The organism is Nocardia rhizosphaerae, from assembly GCF_042650365.1.
GTDB lineage: Bacteria > Actinomycetota > Actinomycetes > Mycobacteriales > Mycobacteriaceae > Nocardia > Nocardia rhizosphaerae.
On the sequence record NZ_JBHSBA010000015.1, the window covers coordinates 1,263,123 to 1,278,382 of the forward strand.

Here is a 15,260-nt window from a genome sequence, read left to right on the forward strand (position 1 = left end):
ACGGCGCGGGCGTGCAGGAAGGAACATGGTATGCGGCACTCACGAGCGCTGATGCGACGCGCGGCCCTGACCGTCGCGGCGTGCCTGGCCGCGGCCGGAGCCGGCCTCGGCGCCGGACCGGTGGCGGCCGAACCGATGAGCGCGTTCTACACCCCGCCCGCGGACATCCCGCAGGCGCCGGGCGCGATCGTTCGGACGGCACCGATGACACTGCTGGCCACCCCGCCGACGGCACAGGGCTGGCCGACCAGGGCACAACACGTGCTCTACACCTCGCGGCTCCAGGACGGCTCGCCGGTCGCGGTGTCGGGCACCTACATCGAGCCGCAGAACCCGTGGCAGGGCCACGGCCCGCGACCGACCGTCGTGATCGGGCCGGGAACCTCCGGCCAGGGCGATCGCTGCGCGATGTCGGTGGCCTTCGCCACCGGCGTCTCGGTCACCGCCGACCCGCTCGGCCTCTCAGCCAACCAGGAGCTGCCGTCCTCGGCGGTGTGGACCGCGCTGGGCGCCCGGGTGCTGGTCACCGACTACATCGGCCTCGGTACCCCGGGCATCCACACCTACGCCAACCGGTTCGAGAGTGGGCACGCGATCCTCGACGGCGCACGGGCCGCCAACGCACTCGGTGGAGTCGGCCCGGAGACGCCGCTGATCCTCTGGGGCTACTCACAGGGCGGCGGCGCGACCGCCGCGGCAGCCCAGATGCAGCAGGCGTACGCCCCCGAGCTGAATCTGAAGGGCACCTGGGCAGGCGGGCCGGTCGCCGATCTTGCCGCGATCCTGGCACAGATCGACGGCGCCCTGATCGGTGGCGCCATCGGCTTCGCGATCAACGGCATGCTCGCCCGCTACCCCGAACTGCGGACCGCGGTGGACCGGGTGCTCAGCCCGGCCGGGCGGGACATGCTGACCACACTCAGCGATGCGTGCGTGGCCGATCTGATCACCCGGCACCCGTTCCTGCGCACGAATTCGCTGACCGTGGACGGCCGTTCGCTCACCGAGCATCTGGCCGAGATCCCCGAGGCGGCACCGGTGCTCGCCGAACTGCGCCTCGGCGGCGAGCCGCCGGCCACGCCGGTACTGATCACCAGCGGCCGCAACGACGACACCGTCCCCTACGGGCAGGCCCGCCGCCTGGCCGAGGACTGGTGCGGGCAGGGCGCTACCGTCACCTTCCGCACCAACGAACTGCCACCGATCCTGCCCGGCACCACCATTCCCAACCACTTCGGTCCCGAACTGATCGACGGATTCGGCCCGGACAACGCCGTGACCTATCTGCTGGATCGGCTGGCCGACAAGCCTGTCAGCGGATGCTCGTTCGACTGAGCCGACCTGACACGGAGAAAGGGGCCCGCAGCGTCGCGGGCCCCTTTCGCGTACGGCTCAGAACAGGAAGTACCGCTGGGCCATCGGCAGTTCGGTGGCAGGCTCCTCGGCCCACACCTCGCCGTCGACGCGGACGGTGAAGGTGTCCGGGTCGACCTCGATACGTGGCATGGCGTCGTTGTGCGGCATATCGGCCTTGGTGACCCGGCGGACGTTCTTGACCGGCACCAGCTTCCGGCGCACGTCGAGCCGATTCGCCAGCCCGTCGTCGACGGCCTGCTCGGAGACGAAATGCAGCGAGGTGGCCGCGGCAGCGGGTGCGGCCGCACCGAACATCGGGCGCGGCAGCACCGGCTGCGGAGTGGGAATGGAGGCGTTGGCGTCGCCCATCGCGGCGAAGGCGATCATGCCGCCCTTGAGCACCGCGTGCGGGCGGACCCCGAAGAAGGCAGGCTCCCACAGCACCAGATCGGCCAGCTTCCCGATCTCCACCGAGCCGATCTCGTCGTCGAGACCGTGTGCGACCGCCGGGCAGATGGTGTATTTCGCGATGTAGCGCCGGACCCGCGCGTTGTCGGCGCGTCCGTCGCCCGGCAGCGCCCCGCGGCGGCGTTTCATCACGTGCGCCGTCTGCCAGGTGCGCATCACCACCTCGCCGATCCGGCCCATGGCCTGGGAGTCCGAGCCGATCATGGAGATAGCGCCCAGATCGTGCAGCAGGTCCTCGGCGGCAATGGTGGACGGGCGGATCCGCGATTCGGCGAAGGCCAGGTCCTCCGGGATCGACGGGCTCAGATGGTGGCACACCATGAGCATGTCCAGATGCTCGTCCAGGGTGTTGACGGTGTGCGGCCGGGTGGGGTTGGTGGAACTCGGCAGCACATTGAGATGCGAAGCGACGGTGATGATGTCGGGCGCGTGCCCGCCGCCCGCCCCCTCCGTGTGATAGGCGTGGATGCCGCGGCCCGCGATGGCGGCGAGCGTGTCCTCGACGAAGCCTGCCTCGTTCAGGGTGTCCGAGTGCAGGGCCACCTGCGCACCGGCGGCATCGGCCACGGTGAGGCAGGCATCGATCGCGGCGGGCGTGGAGCCCCAGTCCTCGTGCAGCTTGAAACCGGCCGCGCCGCCACGCAACTGCTCCCACATCGATTCCTGGCTGACCGTATTGCCCTTGCCGAGCAGCACGATGTTCATCGGCCAGTGGTCGAGGGACTCCAGCATCCGGGCCAGGTGCCAGGAGCCGGGAGTGACGGTGGTGGCCTTCGACCCCTCGGCCGGGCCGGTGCCGCCGCCGATCAGGGTGGTGATGCCGCCACCGAGCGCCTCCTCGAGCAGCTGCGGGCAGATGAAGTGCACGTGGCAGTCGATCGCGCCCGCGGTGAGGATGCGGCCGTTGCCCGCGATGATCTCCGTCGACGGGCCGACCACCAGGGCCGGATCAACGCCGGTCATGGTGTCGGGATTGCCCGCCTTGCCGATCCCGCAGATGCGGCCGTCGCGGATACCGACATCGGCCTTGACGATGCCCCAGTGGTCGATGATGATCACGCCGGTGATCACGGTGTCGGGCGAGCCGTCGGCGCGGGTCGCGCGGGACTGGCCCACGGATTCGCGCAGGACCTTGCCGCCGCCGAAGACGGCTTCCTCACCGGCCAGACCCGGTCCGCCGCTGCGGTCCTCGGTGATCTCGATGATCAGGTCGGTGTCGGCGAGGCGGACGCGGTCACCGGTGGTCGGCCCGAACAGTTCGGCGTAACGGGCGCGGCTGAGTTCGGTCATCGGTTCTCTTTCGTGTCGCGCGGCGCGTCCAGGCGCCCCGGCGCCGTCGCGCTGATGCCGTAGACCTCGCGGGTGCCACCGAGCGGAACCAGCGAGACACGCTGCGGCAGACCGGGTTCGAACCGGACGGCAGTGCCTGCCGGGATGTCGAGGCGGTGGCCGCGCGCGGCGGCGCGGTCGAAGTCGAGGGCGGCGTTGGCCTGCGGGAAGTGCACGTGCGAACCCACCTGCACCGGCCGGTCGCCGGTGTTGACCACCTCGACGGTGAGCCGGGGCGCGCCCTCGTTCAGCACGATCGTGCCTTCGGCACAGAGGTATTCACCGGGAATCACGGGTTCCACCTATCCGATCGGGTGGTGCACGGTGACCAGTTTGGTCCCGTCGGGAAAGGTCGCCTCGACCTGGACGTCGTGGATCATCTCCGGCACGCCGTCCATGACGTCGTCGCGGGTGAGCACCGACCGTCCCGACGACATCAGCTCGGCCACGGTGCGCCCGTCACGCGCGCCTTCCAGCACGTGGTCGGTGATCAACGCGACCGCCTCCGGGTGGTTGAGCTTGAGCCCGCGTGCCTGTCTACGGCGGGCCAGCTCGGCCGCGTAACTCAGCAGCAGCCGTTCCTGCTCGTGCGGCGACAGGCGCATCGGGTCTCTCCTCGGCGGGTCGATGGCGGTGTGCGACATTCTGGCACGTCGGCGTGTCGCACGCCCGCGCAGTGCGCTCGGACACAGCCCGCCGCGGTCGCCTCAGGCGGCGAGGTTCTGCAGGCGGACCTGTCCACGGGCCACGGTGCGGCCCTCGGCGTCGGTGATCACCACGACCCACAGCTGCTGACTGCGGCCGCGGTGGATCGGGGTTGCCTCGCCGGTGAGCAGGCCGTCGCGGACCGCGCGCAGGAAGTCGGTGTTGTTGTTGACGCCGACGACCGAGCCGCGTTCGCCGAACCAGACGCCGCCGCCGACGCTGGCGAGGGTCTCGATCACGGTGCAGTAGACGCCGCCGTTCTGGATGCCCGCCGGCTGGTGCAGCTGCGGGCGCACCTCCCATTCGGCGCGCACCCGGTCGGGCCCGACCTCGGTGAAACGCAGGCCGATCAGGTCGGTGAAAGTGCCCTCACTGGCCTTGTTCATCAGTTCCGGCGTGATCGTGGTCAGAGACAGGGTGGGTTCACTCATGCGTTCCGGTCTACACCATCGGATCCACCGCACCGCCGACGGGAGACGAAGCGGCGGACCCCGTCACCAGGACGGAGTCCGCCGCGGCAGGAATGAGGGGGTCGACCGCAGCCCTCGGGACCACCGGCTCATTCATACGCCGCGTTGAGCATAGGTCAGGCTTACCTAAGTGGTCAAGTGGGCCGGTGAGCCGGGTTGCTCAACCGGATCGCAATACTTCATGATCACTCCTACCTCTATGTTCCCGAGGCTTGTGTCGATGTTCAGAGCTCATCTCCGGTCGCACGACGGCCGGGGTGGGCGCGGCGAGAGAGGCAAGATTTCGTGAGTAGTAGTCGTATTCCCCGCTGGGTCGTCCAGGCCGCCCTGTGCGCGGCCGTCGCGGGCGCCACCGTCGCGGCACCGGCGCAGGCCGAGCCGCTGTGGCCCGGCGGTCCCGATGTTCCCGGCGTTCCCGCCATCATCCCCCCACCGCCGCCGGAACCGGTGGTGGCACCGTGCGGCACCGAAGCCAGGGCGTGCCTGCAGCTGTCGACCAACCAGGCCTGGCTGATGGACAACGGCGAGGTCACCTACGGTCCGACCCCGATGTCGCACGGCCGACCCGGCTACGAGACCCCGCCCGGCGTGTTCCAGGTGGCGTTCAAGAAGCCGTTCCACTGGAGCACACTGCACAACGCGCCGATGGAATACGCGGTGTTCTTCAACGGCGACATCGCCTACCACATCGGTCCCACCGAAGAGCAGTCCCACGGCTGCATCCGCCTCACCCCCGAGGGCGCCAAGGCGCACTACGAGTGGCTCGAACCCGGCGACATCGTCGAAGTGGTGCCATGATCGATCGTTCATGAACACGGGGAGGCCGGAAACCGGCCTCCCCGTTTTCGTGTACCGGTCGATCCGGGCGCAGTGCTTCGCGGCGCCGGGATCGGCACCGCGAAGCGCGTTGTGGGTGGGGTCGGCCGGCATCGGCGGTCAGGCAGTGACCACCGTCGGCTCGGTCGGGACGTCCTGTGCCGCTTCGGCTTCCGGGACCGCGGTGGCACCGGGCGGGATGCGGCGGAGCTCTACCGCCACGGCAGGCCGCCCGGCGCCGGGTATGACCCGGGGCAGTTCTGGCATGGCCCCGACAACCCCCGATTCCAGGTCATGCGGCTCACCCCGTGGCGGATCCAGGTGCTGCGTGGCCGCGATCTGGTGACCGGTGTCCCCGCCCGGATCTGGCGCGATGCCGATCAGGGGGATTGACACCGGAGATCGCGAACGCCGACGTTCGCCACGAAACTGACGGGACAGGACGTCGGCACAGGTCATCGGGCGGATCTTCGTGACGGACCCCAATCCCGCCGGACACTTCCACCAGGAAGCAGTTCGCACCGCCGCCGTGCTATTGAGCGATTTCCTTGCCGGAGAAATTGAACGGGGCTACCTTACCCACATCACAACCAATCTGACCTGGTCGTGATCCACATCTCGCGCCGTGGGTTTTCCGATTCCAGCGGGATGTTCACCAAGCATGCAAGGAGTTTCACCATGGGTTCATTGACCGAGTTGATGATGGCAGCTATCGCGGGTATCGGTTCGGCAGCTGAGGGCGATGGCCTGCTCGGCGTGTTCCTGGGCTCGGTCGAGGCCTTCTTCCCGTAATTCTTCACACCATTTTCTGAAAGGACAGTCAGATGGGATCTCTCTACGAATTGCTGGAGACCGGCGCGGGCAGCCTCAGCGAGGCCGCACTGCCCTTCATCCAGGCATTGATCTCGGCGAGCGGCGGGACGCCGACACCCGGCAAGTAGTCCACGCACGGAACATCGTCGGGGCGGGCCGCCACGCGGCCCGCCCCGACGCATTTTCACACCACGCGCCGACCAGGCGATAGCAGATGCACATTATCTTCGCCTCAGCGGAGCAGTAGTCGCGAAGCGCCAGGCGCCACTTCACACTGACCGAGACGCCGATCATGGCCGCCATTACGCACACCCCCGCTATCACAGCCCGGCCGACAGCATGCCGGCGCACCACGCTCCCCCTCGGGCGCCACAGCCACCGAACCACTCAGGGCTCGACACCGAACCGCCGGGACGCGCCCCCAGCTCACCGCGTTTCCGCCGGCAATCCATCCCCCTTGACACTCTTGTCGCGAACGTTGCCGTTCGCAGCATCCCGACAATGTCCATACCAGACAGTCGCAGTAACCGCAGGTCACACTTAGCGTTTCGCGACGGTGTAGCAATCGGTTCATTACTTCCACCTAGAAGAACAAAACGAACAATTCAGACGGGAGTGAAACAACCGGTTGCCAGATCTTGGCACCCTCGCTACGTTAGCCACATCACATCAGTAGCCGATCGTGACGAAAATAGTCGGACCGCGCGCCAGACAATTGCGCGGAGCGCGCGGCAGCAGCGCAAGGAGATTCACATTGGGCTCATTCCAAGAGCTACTACTCGGCGTCCTGGGCGGAATGGCCTCGGCAAACCAAGGCGACCTACTGCTCGAAACCTTCCTCGGTTCGGTCGAAGCCTTCTTCCCCTGAACCAACGATCATCAGGAGTACGACATGGGATCGCTGTACGAATTGTTCGCCGACGGCATGGCCAGCCTCGACGCCGCCGCCATGCCCTTTCTCCAAGCACTGATCTCCCTCAGTGGCGGCACCCCCATCGGGGGATAGCCACAGCAGGATAGGCACCTGCCCGGCACCGCTTCGACCTGAAGCAGAACAGCCGAATCACCACGAGTGAAACACCGTTTTGCCACATAATTGGCACGGCGCTGACATCATCGACGGCACACCACTCGCGAGCGTGATTCACCCCTCGGACCGGCATCGGCGCCGAGGTGATCGCATCGACAACGCAAGGAGTACACATGGGTTCGCTGACCGAGCTGCTGACGGCGGCCATCGCGGGACTGGGTTCGGCGGCCGAGGGCGACGGCCTGCTCGGCGTCTTCCTCGGCTCGGTGGAGGCCTTCTTCCCGTAGGCGAGGCCGCCGCCGCGACCACGGCTCGAATCCGAGCCCGATCCACCTCTCGACCAGGAGTTATGACATGGGTTCCCTCTACGAACTGCTGCAGACCGGCGCGGGCAGTCTCAGCGATGCCGCGCTGCCCTTCGTCCAGGCGCTGATCTCGGCGAGCGGCGGTACGCCGACACCGGGCAAGTAGCACCGGTAGATCCGTCGATCGATGTGGCGCGGGGCAGGTCACTGTCCGGCTTGCCCCGCCCCACCCAACAGTCAGCAGGCTTCGCATCACGATGAACAACCACATGCTCCGCGGCATCATCTCCGCCGTCTGTACCACGGCGGTCGCCTCGACGCTCGCCTTCGCCGCCGGCGGGCCGGCCGATGCCGCACCCGGCGCGCAGCTGGTGAGCCGGACCGGATCCGGCCAGACCGTCGACATCGGCGTCTACTCCCCCGCCATGGACCGCACCATCGCGCTGCGGATCCTGCGCCCTGCCGATACCACGACTCCCGCGCCGACCCTGTATCTGCTCAACGGTGCAGGCGGCGGCGAGGATTCGGCCAACTGGCCGGGCCAGACCGACGCTGCCGGGTTCTTCGCGGATAAGCACGTCAATGTCGTCATCCCGATGGAAGGCGCCTTCAGCTACTACACCGACTGGTTGCGGCCCGATGCAGGGCTGGCGGAGAACCTCGAGAACAACGGCCGCAACATGTGGACCACGTTCCTCACCCGCGAGCTGCCGCCGGTGATCGACGCGGCCTTCGACACGACCGGCGACAACGCCCTTGCCGGGATCTCCATGGCGGGTACCTCCGTACTCGACCTGGCCATCCAGGCACCGGAGCTGTATCGCAGCGTCGCGTCCTACAGCGGCTGCGCGATGACCAGCGATCCGATCGGGCGCGCCTTCGTCTCGCTGGTGGTCCGGATGGGTGGCGGGGACGCGGAGAACATGTGGGGTCCCGAAACCGACGCCACCTGGCGCGAACACGACCCATACCTGCAGGCCCATCGCCTGCCCGACATTCCCGTCTACATCTCCAGCGGGACGGGTCTGCCCGGTATCCACGACACACTCACGAATCCGCGCGTGCACATCGCGGGCAAGAATCCCCAGTCGATCCTGCTGAACCAGATGCTCGTCGGCGGCGGCATCGAAGCGGCGGCCGCGTACTGCACGGCCAGTATGGGGCTGCGGGCGCGCGAGCTCGGCCGGACGAATGTGACCGTGAACGTCCGCCCGACCGGCACCCACTCCTGGGGTTACTGGGAGGACGATCTGCACGCCTCGTGGCCGACGATGGCGGCGGCGCTGGGGATATGAACGGCGAGCTCCGGGTCGGCGCCGAACGATTGAAGCCGCGGGACGCGGTGTTCGTCTACGACGAGACCGACCGGCACCTGTCCAATATCGTCGCGATCTACTTCGCCGACGCCACCGGCCACGCGCCGCTGACGCAGGAGCGGGTGCTGGACTGGGCGCGGGCGAGCGTCGGGCACTCGGCACTGTTCCACCGGCGGCTGCGGCACCTTCCGTTCGACCTCGACCTGCCCTGGTGGATACCCGATCCGACACTGTCGGTGCCCGAGCACGTGGCCCTCGATCGTCCCGGCGACGGGTCGTGGCGGGCCGCACGCTCCCGGATCGCCGAGATCACCTCGGCGCGGATGGATCTCACCCGCCCACCGTGGGAACTCCACGTGCTCGACCGGATCGACGGCGTGCCCGCGATGCCGGGTGACACCACGATCGTCGTGCTGAAGTTCCATCACAGTGCCGGCGACGGCGTCGCGACGAGAGCGCTGGAACAACGGCTCTTCGGTACGGCGCCCGCACCGGCGGTACGTCTGACCGACGCGCGACCGGGCCCCCTGCGCACCGCGCTCACCGTGGGCGCGCAGCCGATCCGTTTCGTCACCGGGATGCGACGAGCCCGTACCGCGCGGTCCGCGCTGCGGGCGCTGACCGAGACCGGCGCGATCCACGAACCACTCGCCCAGCGCCCCGCCACCCGATTCAACCGGGACATCGACGCGGAGCTGACCTTTCACCTGCTGCCGATCCCACTGCCCGAGGTGATGGCGGCCAAAGCCGCAGCGCCGCAGCGGGTGACGGTCAACGACCTCATGCTCACCACCATCGGCGGCGCGCTCGCGGCCTATCTCACCGAGCACGGCGAAACACCCGACGGGTCGCTGGCGGCGATGGTGCCGATGTCGATGCGCGGTGTGGCGGACTGGGATTCGGCGAATCAGCTCAGCCAGATGATCGTCGACCTGCACACCGACGTGACCGACCCACTCGCGCGGCTGGCGGCGGTGCGGCAGTCGGCGAGCCGTGCCAAACACCGCACCACCGATCCGGCCGTCCTGCGCGCCGACCGGCTGGTGGAGACCGCGCCCGCGGTCCTGCTGCGGGCGGCGGGCTGGGCCAGGGCGCAACGACGCTTCGACCAGGCGGCTACGGTGCCGTTGTGCAATACGACGATCAGCAACGTGCCGCCCGTGACGGACGAACTGGTCTTCTGCGACCGCCCGATCCGCCGGGCGGTCGGGTCACTGCCGATTCTCGACGGCGACGGCCTGCGGCACCTGATCACCTCCCAGGGCGACGAGATCGTCCTCGCGGTGACGACGAACCCGCGGATGATGCCGGATCCGGAACACTATGGCGCCCTGCTGCTCGGCTCGTTCCGGGCGCTGGCCGCCGCACTGGGCGCCGGCGCGACAGCGAGCTAGCGCTGCAGGCACCCGGTGCGGCGCACCGGCAGACCACGGTCGGAGAGCGCGCCGAGCAGCAGCTGACCGCGCCTTGCCCCCGCGGCGCCGTCGACACTGGCCAGATCGGGGACGTAGGTGGCGGCGCCGATCACGGATTCGCCGACCAGCGACCAGAACCGGCGCGCGGGCAGGCCGGAGCAGCGACTCAGCACCGACTGCAGCGGAATCAGCGCGGTCGCGCTGCGCTGGGCGAGCCACACCGCCATCGCGGCCTCGCACGGCAGCGCCAGCGTGCCACGGCCGGCCCCGGACTCGCCGTCGACGACGCGAATCGTGGTGTCGGACAGGCCTGCCCAGTCGATGCCGCCGTCGTTGTCGTGGTGGATCCACAGATTGTCGCGGCCCGGATCCCAGGCCTGACCGTCCAGCACGAACAGCGCGGTCACCCGGCCGACGACGGCGTGGATGAGCGCGGTCGCCACCACCTCCGCGGCGATGTCGTCGTTGATCATCTCCGCCGCGTGCCTGCGGTACATGAGCTCGACCCGGCCCTCGGACAACCCGTTGGGCACATGCCACCAGCGGCGTTTGCCCTGCTCGGCCATCGCCGCCACGGCATAGACCCGCGGATGTTCGGGTTGCAGCGCTTGCAACCGGGCGCACGCGCGGTCGAACGCGGCGGTGGTGCGGGTCATGGCGGTGGTGACGGGCTCGGGCATCGAACCTCCTCGAACGGTGGGCTCCCGTGACGATGATGTCACGAAACATAGGTTAGGCTTACCAGACCTGACAAGTCGTGTCCGGTCCCGAGGCAGGAGAAGTTCGTCGCCGTGATCCACCCTGGCAGTGTCAGACGTCGTCGTCTGACCGGACTACTGCTGCTCGGGGTACTGCTCGCCGTGGCAGTGCTCGCGAGTGTCGCCATCGGCACCCGCTCCCTCGCACCGGCCACGGTGCTCGACGCCCTCACCCACGCTCTCGGCTGCGACGGCGGACCGTTCCGCTGCGCGGCCGGCTCCACCGCCGAGGAGATCGTGCGTGAACTGCGTCTTCCGCGCACCGCGTTGGCCCTGGTCGCAGGGCTGGCGCTGGGCATCGCGGGCGCGCTCATCCAGGGGTATACCCGGAATCCGCTCGCTGATGCCGGTTTGCTCGGACTCAATGCGGGCGCTGGATTCCTGGCTGCGCTGAGCATCTTCCTGTTCGGCTTCACCATGCCGGGCCAGTACATCTGGTTCGCCTTCGCCGGATCGGCGATCGCCGGCGTCGTCGTGTTCGGCGCGTCGTCGGCGGGCGGCGGCAAGGCGAGCCCGCTGAGCCTGGTACTCGCCGGTGCCGCCGTCACCGCGTTCCTGCAGGCCATGACCAACGCGGTGGTCGTGCTGGACAACGCGGCACTGGACACCTACCGGTTCTGGGTGGTCGGCACCGTGAACGGCCGCGACACCGACGTGTTCTGGCAGGTGCTGCCGTTCGTGCTGGTCGGCGCGGCGATGGCGCTGGCGGCCGCGCCCGGCCTGAATCTGCTCGGGCTCGGCGACGACGTCGCGCGCGGACTCGGCGTCGATGTCGGCCGGGCGCGCGCCTTCGGCCTGTCCGCGGTCGTGCTGCTCAGCGGCGCTGCCACCGCGGCGGTCGGCCCGATCGCCTTCCTGGGACTGGTGGTGCCCCATATCGCGCGCACGATCACCGGCCCGGACAATCGGTGGCTGATCCCCTACTCCGGATTGCTCGGCGCCCTGCTGCTGCTGGTCGCCGATATCGCGGGACGGGTGGTGGCCCGACCGGGCGAACTCCAGGTCGGGGTGATGCTGGCGGCGATCGGCGCGCCGTTCTTCATCGCACTGGTACGGCGCAAGAAGCTGGTGAGTCTGTGAGCACGATCGACACCGGAACACCGGTGGTGGAACTACGTGAGGTCAGGCCCGCGCTGCGGGTCGGCCCGGTATCGCTGGTCCTGCGTCCGGTACTGCTCGGCGCGGTGCTCGCGCTGGCGGTACTGGTGTTCGGCCTGTTCTGTCTCGACATCGCCGTCGGCGACACCAACATCCCGCTCGGGCGGGTGCTCGAGGTACTCGGTGGTGGCGGGAGCCGGTCGCAGCGGTTCATCGTGCTCGAGTCGCGGCTGCCGCGCGCCCTCACCGCGGTGGTGGTCGGTGCCGCGCTCGGGCTCTCCGGCGCGATCATGCAGTCGATCCTGCACAATCCGCTGGCCGGGCCGGACGTGCTCGGCATCACCACCGGCGCGAGCGTCGGCGCGGTCGCGGTCCTGGTCGGCGGCGGCGTCGGCGCCACCGGGCTGCTGGCGACCGTCGGCGCCCCGCTGGCCGCGCTCACGGGCGGCCTGCTGACCGCGGTGCTGATCTATCTGCTCGCGTGGGGACGCGGCCGCACCGGGGAACAGGGTGTCACCGGATTCCGGCTGGTGCTCATCGGGATCGGCGTGAACGCGGTGCTGCTCTCGGTGATCAGCTGGCTGCTGACCATGGCCAGCCTCACCGACGCGGCACGGGCGCAGGTCTGGCTGACCGGCTCGCTCAACGGCGCCGATATCACCAAGGTGGTGCCTGCGGCGATCGCGCTGACCGTAGTCACCGTGGTGGCACTCGTCTCGGCCCGCACCCTGGCGGCGCTGCGCCTCGGCGAGGAGTCCACCCGAATCCTCGGCGTGCGGATCCAGTCGCAGCAGGCCCTGCTGATCGGCGGGTCGGTGGTGGCGGCGTCGGTCGCGACCGCCGCGGTCGGGCCGGTCGGCTTCGTCGCCCTGGCCGCACCGCAGATCGCCAGGATGGCGCTGCGCACGCCGGGGGAACCGCTGATCGCCTCCGCGCTCACCGGCGCCGGACTCGTCGCGGGCGCCGATGTGCTCTCACGCACCCTGCTTCCGGTCGACCTGCCGGTCGGTATCGTCACCGCCGCACTCGGTGGACCGTTCCTGCTCTACCTGCTCATCCGCATGAACCGGAAGGCCACGCTCGCATGACCAGCCCCGCCCACCGCCTCGCCGCCGACAGCATCTGCCTCGGCTACGGCGAACGAGTGATCGTCGACGAGCTCAGCCTCGACATCGCGCCCGGCGTGGTCACCACCGTCATCGGCCCCAACGGCTGCGGCAAGTCCACGCTGCTCAAATCGCTGGGCAGGCTGCTGCGTCCGCGCGACGGGCAGGTGGTGCTCGACGGCAAGGCGATCTCGTCGATGAAGACCAAGGACGTCGCCACGGTGATCGGCATGCTGCCGCAGACCCCGGTCGCGCCGGAAGGGCTCACCGTCGCCGATCTGGTCGCCCGCGGCAGACACCCGCACCAGTCCTGGCTGCGGCAGTGGTCGGCCCACGACGAAACCGAGGTGGCCGCGGCGCTCACCCAGACCGGGATCGCCGACCTGGCCGACCGCACCCTCGACGAGCTCTCCGGCGGCCAGCGCCAGCGCGCCTGGATCTCGATGGCCCTGGCGCAGGGCACCGACATCCTGCTGCTCGACGAACCGACCACCTACCTCGACCTGGCCCACTCGCTCGAGGTGCTCGATCTGGTCGACCGGCTGCACGCCGAACTCGGCCGCACGGTGGTGATGGTGCTGCACGATCTGAATCTGGCCATCCGCTACAGCGACGAGCTCGTGGTGATGACGCAGGGCCGGATCGTGGCGCAGGGCAAGCCCGCCGACATCGTCACCGCCGAACTGCTCGACGAGGTGTTCGGGCTCGCGGCGACGGTGCTCACCGACCCGGTCTCGGGACGGCCGCTCATCGTCCCGATCGGCACCAGGCACGTGCACGGTGCGGACGGGTATGACGAATGACACACCAGCAAACACCCCGTTACGACAATCTGTAGTACGCATCTTTGTCGTTGAGTCCGTAAAATTGTGGGATGGCAGGACTCGGCGAACTCGAAAAAGCGGTCATGGACCAGTTGTGGTCGGCCGACGAACCGCAGACGGTGCGGCAGGTCCACGAAGCACTGGCCGCGCGGCGCGAGCTCGCGTACACCACGGTGATGACGGTGCTGCAGCGACTGGCGAAGAAGAATCTGGTGGTGCAGCGCCGCGACGATCGCGCGCATCGATACGCACCGGTGCACACCCGCGACGAGCTGGTGGCCAGCCTGATGGTGGACGCGTTGCAGCAGGCCGACGCCGCGGGCAGCCGTGCCGCGGCGCTGGTGCACTTCGTCGAACAGGTCGGCAAGGACGAGGCCGATGCCCTGCGCGAGGCACTCGCCAAGCTCGATTCCGACGAGCAGAGCAGCTAGACTCCTGGCGGCTCTCACAACGACGTGAGCGCCCCTGATCCCACAACGCAGTGAGCAGAGTCGATGAACGCAACCGCGGCAGTCTTCGCCGGTCTCGCCTTGCTTCTCGCAGGGCCGGTACCAGCGCTGCTCAGCCGCGCGAACTGGGTGCATCGCACGCCACGCGCGGCGCTCGTGTTGTGGCAGGCCATCGCGCTGGCCGCGGTGCTCAGCGCCTTCGGCTCCGGGCTCGCCATCGCCAGCCTGCTGCTCGTTCCCGGCCCCGACGGTAGGCCGACCACCTCCCCCACCAGGGAGATCGACGCCCTCGGACTGCCGCTGTGGACGGTATACGTGACGGTGTTCGCGCTGACACTGATGATCGGCGCCCGGCTCATCTTCTCGATCGTCCGCGTCGGCGTGCACACCCGCCGCCGCCGCTCCCGCCATCGCATGCTGGTCGATCTGCTCGATCAGAGCGGCCCGGTGCGCCGGGCAGCCGATATCCGCGTGCTCGCCGCCACCGAACCCATCGCCTACTGCCTGCCCGGTCTGCGTCAGCGCGTCGTCCTCAGCGAGGGCACACTGACCAGCCTCGACGATGCCGAGGTCACCGCGATCGTGAGCCATGAGCGCTCGCATCTGCGGGCCCGCCACGACCTGGTGCTCGAGGCGTTCACCGCCGTGCACGAGGCCTTCCCGCGCGTGGTCCGCAGCAAGGCCGCGCTCGGTTCGGTGAAACTGCTCATCGAACTGCTCGCCGACGACTCCGCGGTGAAGGTGACCGGCCCGAAACCACTGGCCCGCGCGCTGGTCGCGTGCGCCAAGTCGACCGCGCCGCAGGGTGCGCTCGCCGCGGGCGGACCGACCACGCTCATCCGCATCCAGCGCCTCGCCGGGCGCACCGGCGACGTGAGAGTCGCCACGGCCGCCTACCTCGGATCGGTCGCGATTCTGGTGGTGCCCACCCTGGCCGTCGCGGTGCCGTGGCTGCAGGAATTGAACCGCCTCTTCCACGGCTGACCTGGGGTTTCACCGACT

14 protein-coding genes are annotated in these 15,260 nt (G+C 69.1%); 9 read left to right on the forward strand and 5 right to left on the reverse strand.

Annotated elements, in window-relative coordinates; genetic code table 11:
* Nucleotides 1-30: 30 nt before the first annotated feature.
* The gene (locus tag ACFOW8_RS28000) at nucleotides 31-1,335 is read left to right on the forward strand and encodes a lipase family protein (protein ID WP_378554568.1); all 1,305 of its coding nucleotides are present in this window, start codon (nucleotides 31-33) and stop codon (nucleotides 1,333-1,335) included.
* A gap of 57 nt (nucleotides 1,336-1,392) precedes the next feature.
* Here ACFOW8_RS28000 and ACFOW8_RS28005 read toward each other — a convergent pair whose 3' ends face one another.
* The 4 genes from ACFOW8_RS28005 to ACFOW8_RS28020 all read right to left on the reverse strand — a co-directional run bounded on the left by ACFOW8_RS28005 (nucleotide 1,393) and on the right by ACFOW8_RS28020 (nucleotide 4,244).
* A complete protein-coding gene (locus ACFOW8_RS28005) occupies nucleotides 1,393-3,114 on the reverse strand; it encodes an urease subunit alpha (protein ID WP_378554569.1) in 1,722 nt (573 codons plus the stop codon).
* Complete coding sequence (locus tag ACFOW8_RS28010) at nucleotides 3,111-3,446, reverse strand: urease subunit beta (protein ID WP_378554570.1); 336 nt, start codon at nucleotides 3,444-3,446, stop codon at nucleotides 3,111-3,113. Before ACFOW8_RS28010 ends, ACFOW8_RS28005 begins: the two co-directional genes overlap by 4 nt.
* A 9-nt stretch (nucleotides 3,447-3,455) precedes the next feature.
* Nucleotides 3,456-3,758 carry an urease subunit gamma gene (locus ACFOW8_RS28015; RefSeq protein ID WP_218716289.1) on the reverse strand — a complete coding sequence of 101 codons (303 nt, stop codon included), beginning with the start codon at nucleotides 3,756-3,758 and terminating at the stop codon, nucleotides 3,456-3,458.
* Nucleotides 3,759-3,860: 102 nt separating this feature from the next.
* Nucleotides 3,861-4,244 carry a PaaI family thioesterase gene (locus ACFOW8_RS28020; protein ID WP_378554703.1) on the reverse strand — a complete coding sequence of 128 codons (384 nt, stop codon included), beginning with the start codon at nucleotides 4,242-4,244 and terminating at the stop codon, nucleotides 3,861-3,863.
* A 369-nt stretch (nucleotides 4,245-4,613) separates the two neighbouring features.
* On the opposite strand from ACFOW8_RS28020, the gene ACFOW8_RS28025 reads away from it, so the two are divergent.
* The 3 genes from ACFOW8_RS28025 to ACFOW8_RS28035 all read left to right on the forward strand — a co-directional run bounded on the left by ACFOW8_RS28025 (nucleotide 4,614) and on the right by ACFOW8_RS28035 (nucleotide 10,002).
* Nucleotides 4,614-5,126: a L,D-transpeptidase gene (locus ACFOW8_RS28025; RefSeq protein WP_378554571.1), complete on the forward strand. Its 513-nt coding sequence runs from the start codon at nucleotides 4,614-4,616 to the stop codon at nucleotides 5,124-5,126.
* Nucleotides 5,127-7,549: 2,423 nt separating this feature from the next.
* Entirely contained in the window at nucleotides 7,550-8,587 is a 1,038-nt protein-coding gene (locus tag ACFOW8_RS28030) for an alpha/beta hydrolase (RefSeq protein WP_378554573.1), read from the forward strand.
* Nucleotides 8,584-10,002 (forward strand): wax ester/triacylglycerol synthase domain-containing protein, encoded by a 1,419-nt coding sequence (locus ACFOW8_RS28035; protein ID WP_378554575.1) that lies wholly within the window; start codon nucleotides 8,584-8,586, stop codon nucleotides 10,000-10,002. The genes ACFOW8_RS28030 and ACFOW8_RS28035 overlap by 4 nt, the downstream gene beginning before the upstream one ends.
* Here ACFOW8_RS28035 and ACFOW8_RS28040 read toward each other — a convergent pair.
* Nucleotides 9,999-10,703 (reverse strand): hypothetical protein, encoded by a 705-nt coding sequence (locus ACFOW8_RS28040; RefSeq protein ID WP_378554577.1) that lies wholly within the window; start codon nucleotides 10,701-10,703, stop codon nucleotides 9,999-10,001. The two genes, ACFOW8_RS28035 and ACFOW8_RS28040, sit on opposite strands and share 4 nt — an antisense overlap.
* 111 nt (nucleotides 10,704-10,814) lie before the next feature.
* On the opposite strand from ACFOW8_RS28040, the gene ACFOW8_RS28045 reads away from it, so the two are divergent.
* The 5 genes from ACFOW8_RS28045 to ACFOW8_RS28065 all read left to right on the forward strand — a co-directional run bounded on the left by ACFOW8_RS28045 (nucleotide 10,815) and on the right by ACFOW8_RS28065 (nucleotide 15,242).
* Nucleotides 10,815-11,861: a FecCD family ABC transporter permease gene (locus tag ACFOW8_RS28045; RefSeq protein WP_378554578.1), complete on the forward strand. Its 1,047-nt coding sequence runs from the start codon at nucleotides 10,815-10,817 to the stop codon at nucleotides 11,859-11,861.
* The gene (locus ACFOW8_RS28050; protein ID WP_378554579.1) at nucleotides 11,858-12,967 is read left to right on the forward strand and encodes a FecCD family ABC transporter permease; all 1,110 of its coding nucleotides are present in this window, start codon (nucleotides 11,858-11,860) and stop codon (nucleotides 12,965-12,967) included. Before ACFOW8_RS28045 ends, ACFOW8_RS28050 begins: the two co-directional genes overlap by 4 nt.
* Entirely contained in the window at nucleotides 12,964-13,788 is an 825-nt protein-coding gene (locus tag ACFOW8_RS28055) for an ABC transporter ATP-binding protein (RefSeq protein ID WP_378554580.1), read from the forward strand. Before ACFOW8_RS28050 ends, ACFOW8_RS28055 begins: the two co-directional genes overlap by 4 nt.
* A gap of 71 nt (nucleotides 13,789-13,859) precedes the next feature.
* A complete protein-coding gene (locus tag ACFOW8_RS28060) occupies nucleotides 13,860-14,240 on the forward strand; it encodes a BlaI/MecI/CopY family transcriptional regulator (RefSeq protein WP_378554581.1) in 381 nt (126 codons plus the stop codon).
* A 63-nt stretch (nucleotides 14,241-14,303) separates the two neighbouring features.
* Nucleotides 14,304-15,242 (forward strand): M56 family metallopeptidase, encoded by a 939-nt coding sequence (locus ACFOW8_RS28065; RefSeq protein ID WP_378554582.1) that lies wholly within the window; start codon nucleotides 14,304-14,306, stop codon nucleotides 15,240-15,242.
* Nucleotides 15,243-15,260 lie beyond the last annotated feature (18 nt).

What these genes read in the sequence shown, in the direction of transcription:
- ACFOW8_RS28000 (WP_378554568.1), top strand. Translation starts at nt 31, where the DNA reads ATGCGGCACTCACGAGCGCTGATGCGACGCGCGGCCCTGACCGTCGCG.
- ACFOW8_RS28005 (WP_378554569.1), bottom strand. Translation starts at nt 3,114, where the DNA reads ATGACCGAACTCAGCCGCGCCCGTTACGCCGAACTGTTCGGGCCGACC.
- ACFOW8_RS28015 (WP_218716289.1), bottom strand. Translation starts at nt 3,758, where the DNA reads ATGCGCCTGTCGCCGCACGAGCAGGAACGGCTGCTGCTGAGTTACGCG.
- ACFOW8_RS28020 (WP_378554703.1), bottom strand. Translation starts at nt 4,244, where the DNA reads ATGAACAAGGCCAGTGAGGGCACTTTCACCGACCTGATCGGCCTGCGT.
- ACFOW8_RS28030 (WP_378554573.1), top strand. Translation starts at nt 7,550, where the DNA reads ATGAACAACCACATGCTCCGCGGCATCATCTCCGCCGTCTGTACCACG.
- ACFOW8_RS28035 (WP_378554575.1), top strand. Translation starts at nt 8,584, where the DNA reads ATGAACGGCGAGCTCCGGGTCGGCGCCGAACGATTGAAGCCGCGGGAC.
- ACFOW8_RS28040 (WP_378554577.1), bottom strand. Translation starts at nt 10,703, where the DNA reads ATGCCCGAGCCCGTCACCACCGCCATGACCCGCACCACCGCCGCGTTC.
- ACFOW8_RS28055 (WP_378554580.1), top strand. Translation starts at nt 12,964, where the DNA reads ATGACCAGCCCCGCCCACCGCCTCGCCGCCGACAGCATCTGCCTCGGC.
- ACFOW8_RS28060 (WP_378554581.1), top strand. Translation starts at nt 13,860, where the DNA reads ATGGCAGGACTCGGCGAACTCGAAAAAGCGGTCATGGACCAGTTGTGG.
- ACFOW8_RS28065 (WP_378554582.1), top strand. Translation starts at nt 14,304, where the DNA reads ATGAACGCAACCGCGGCAGTCTTCGCCGGTCTCGCCTTGCTTCTCGCA.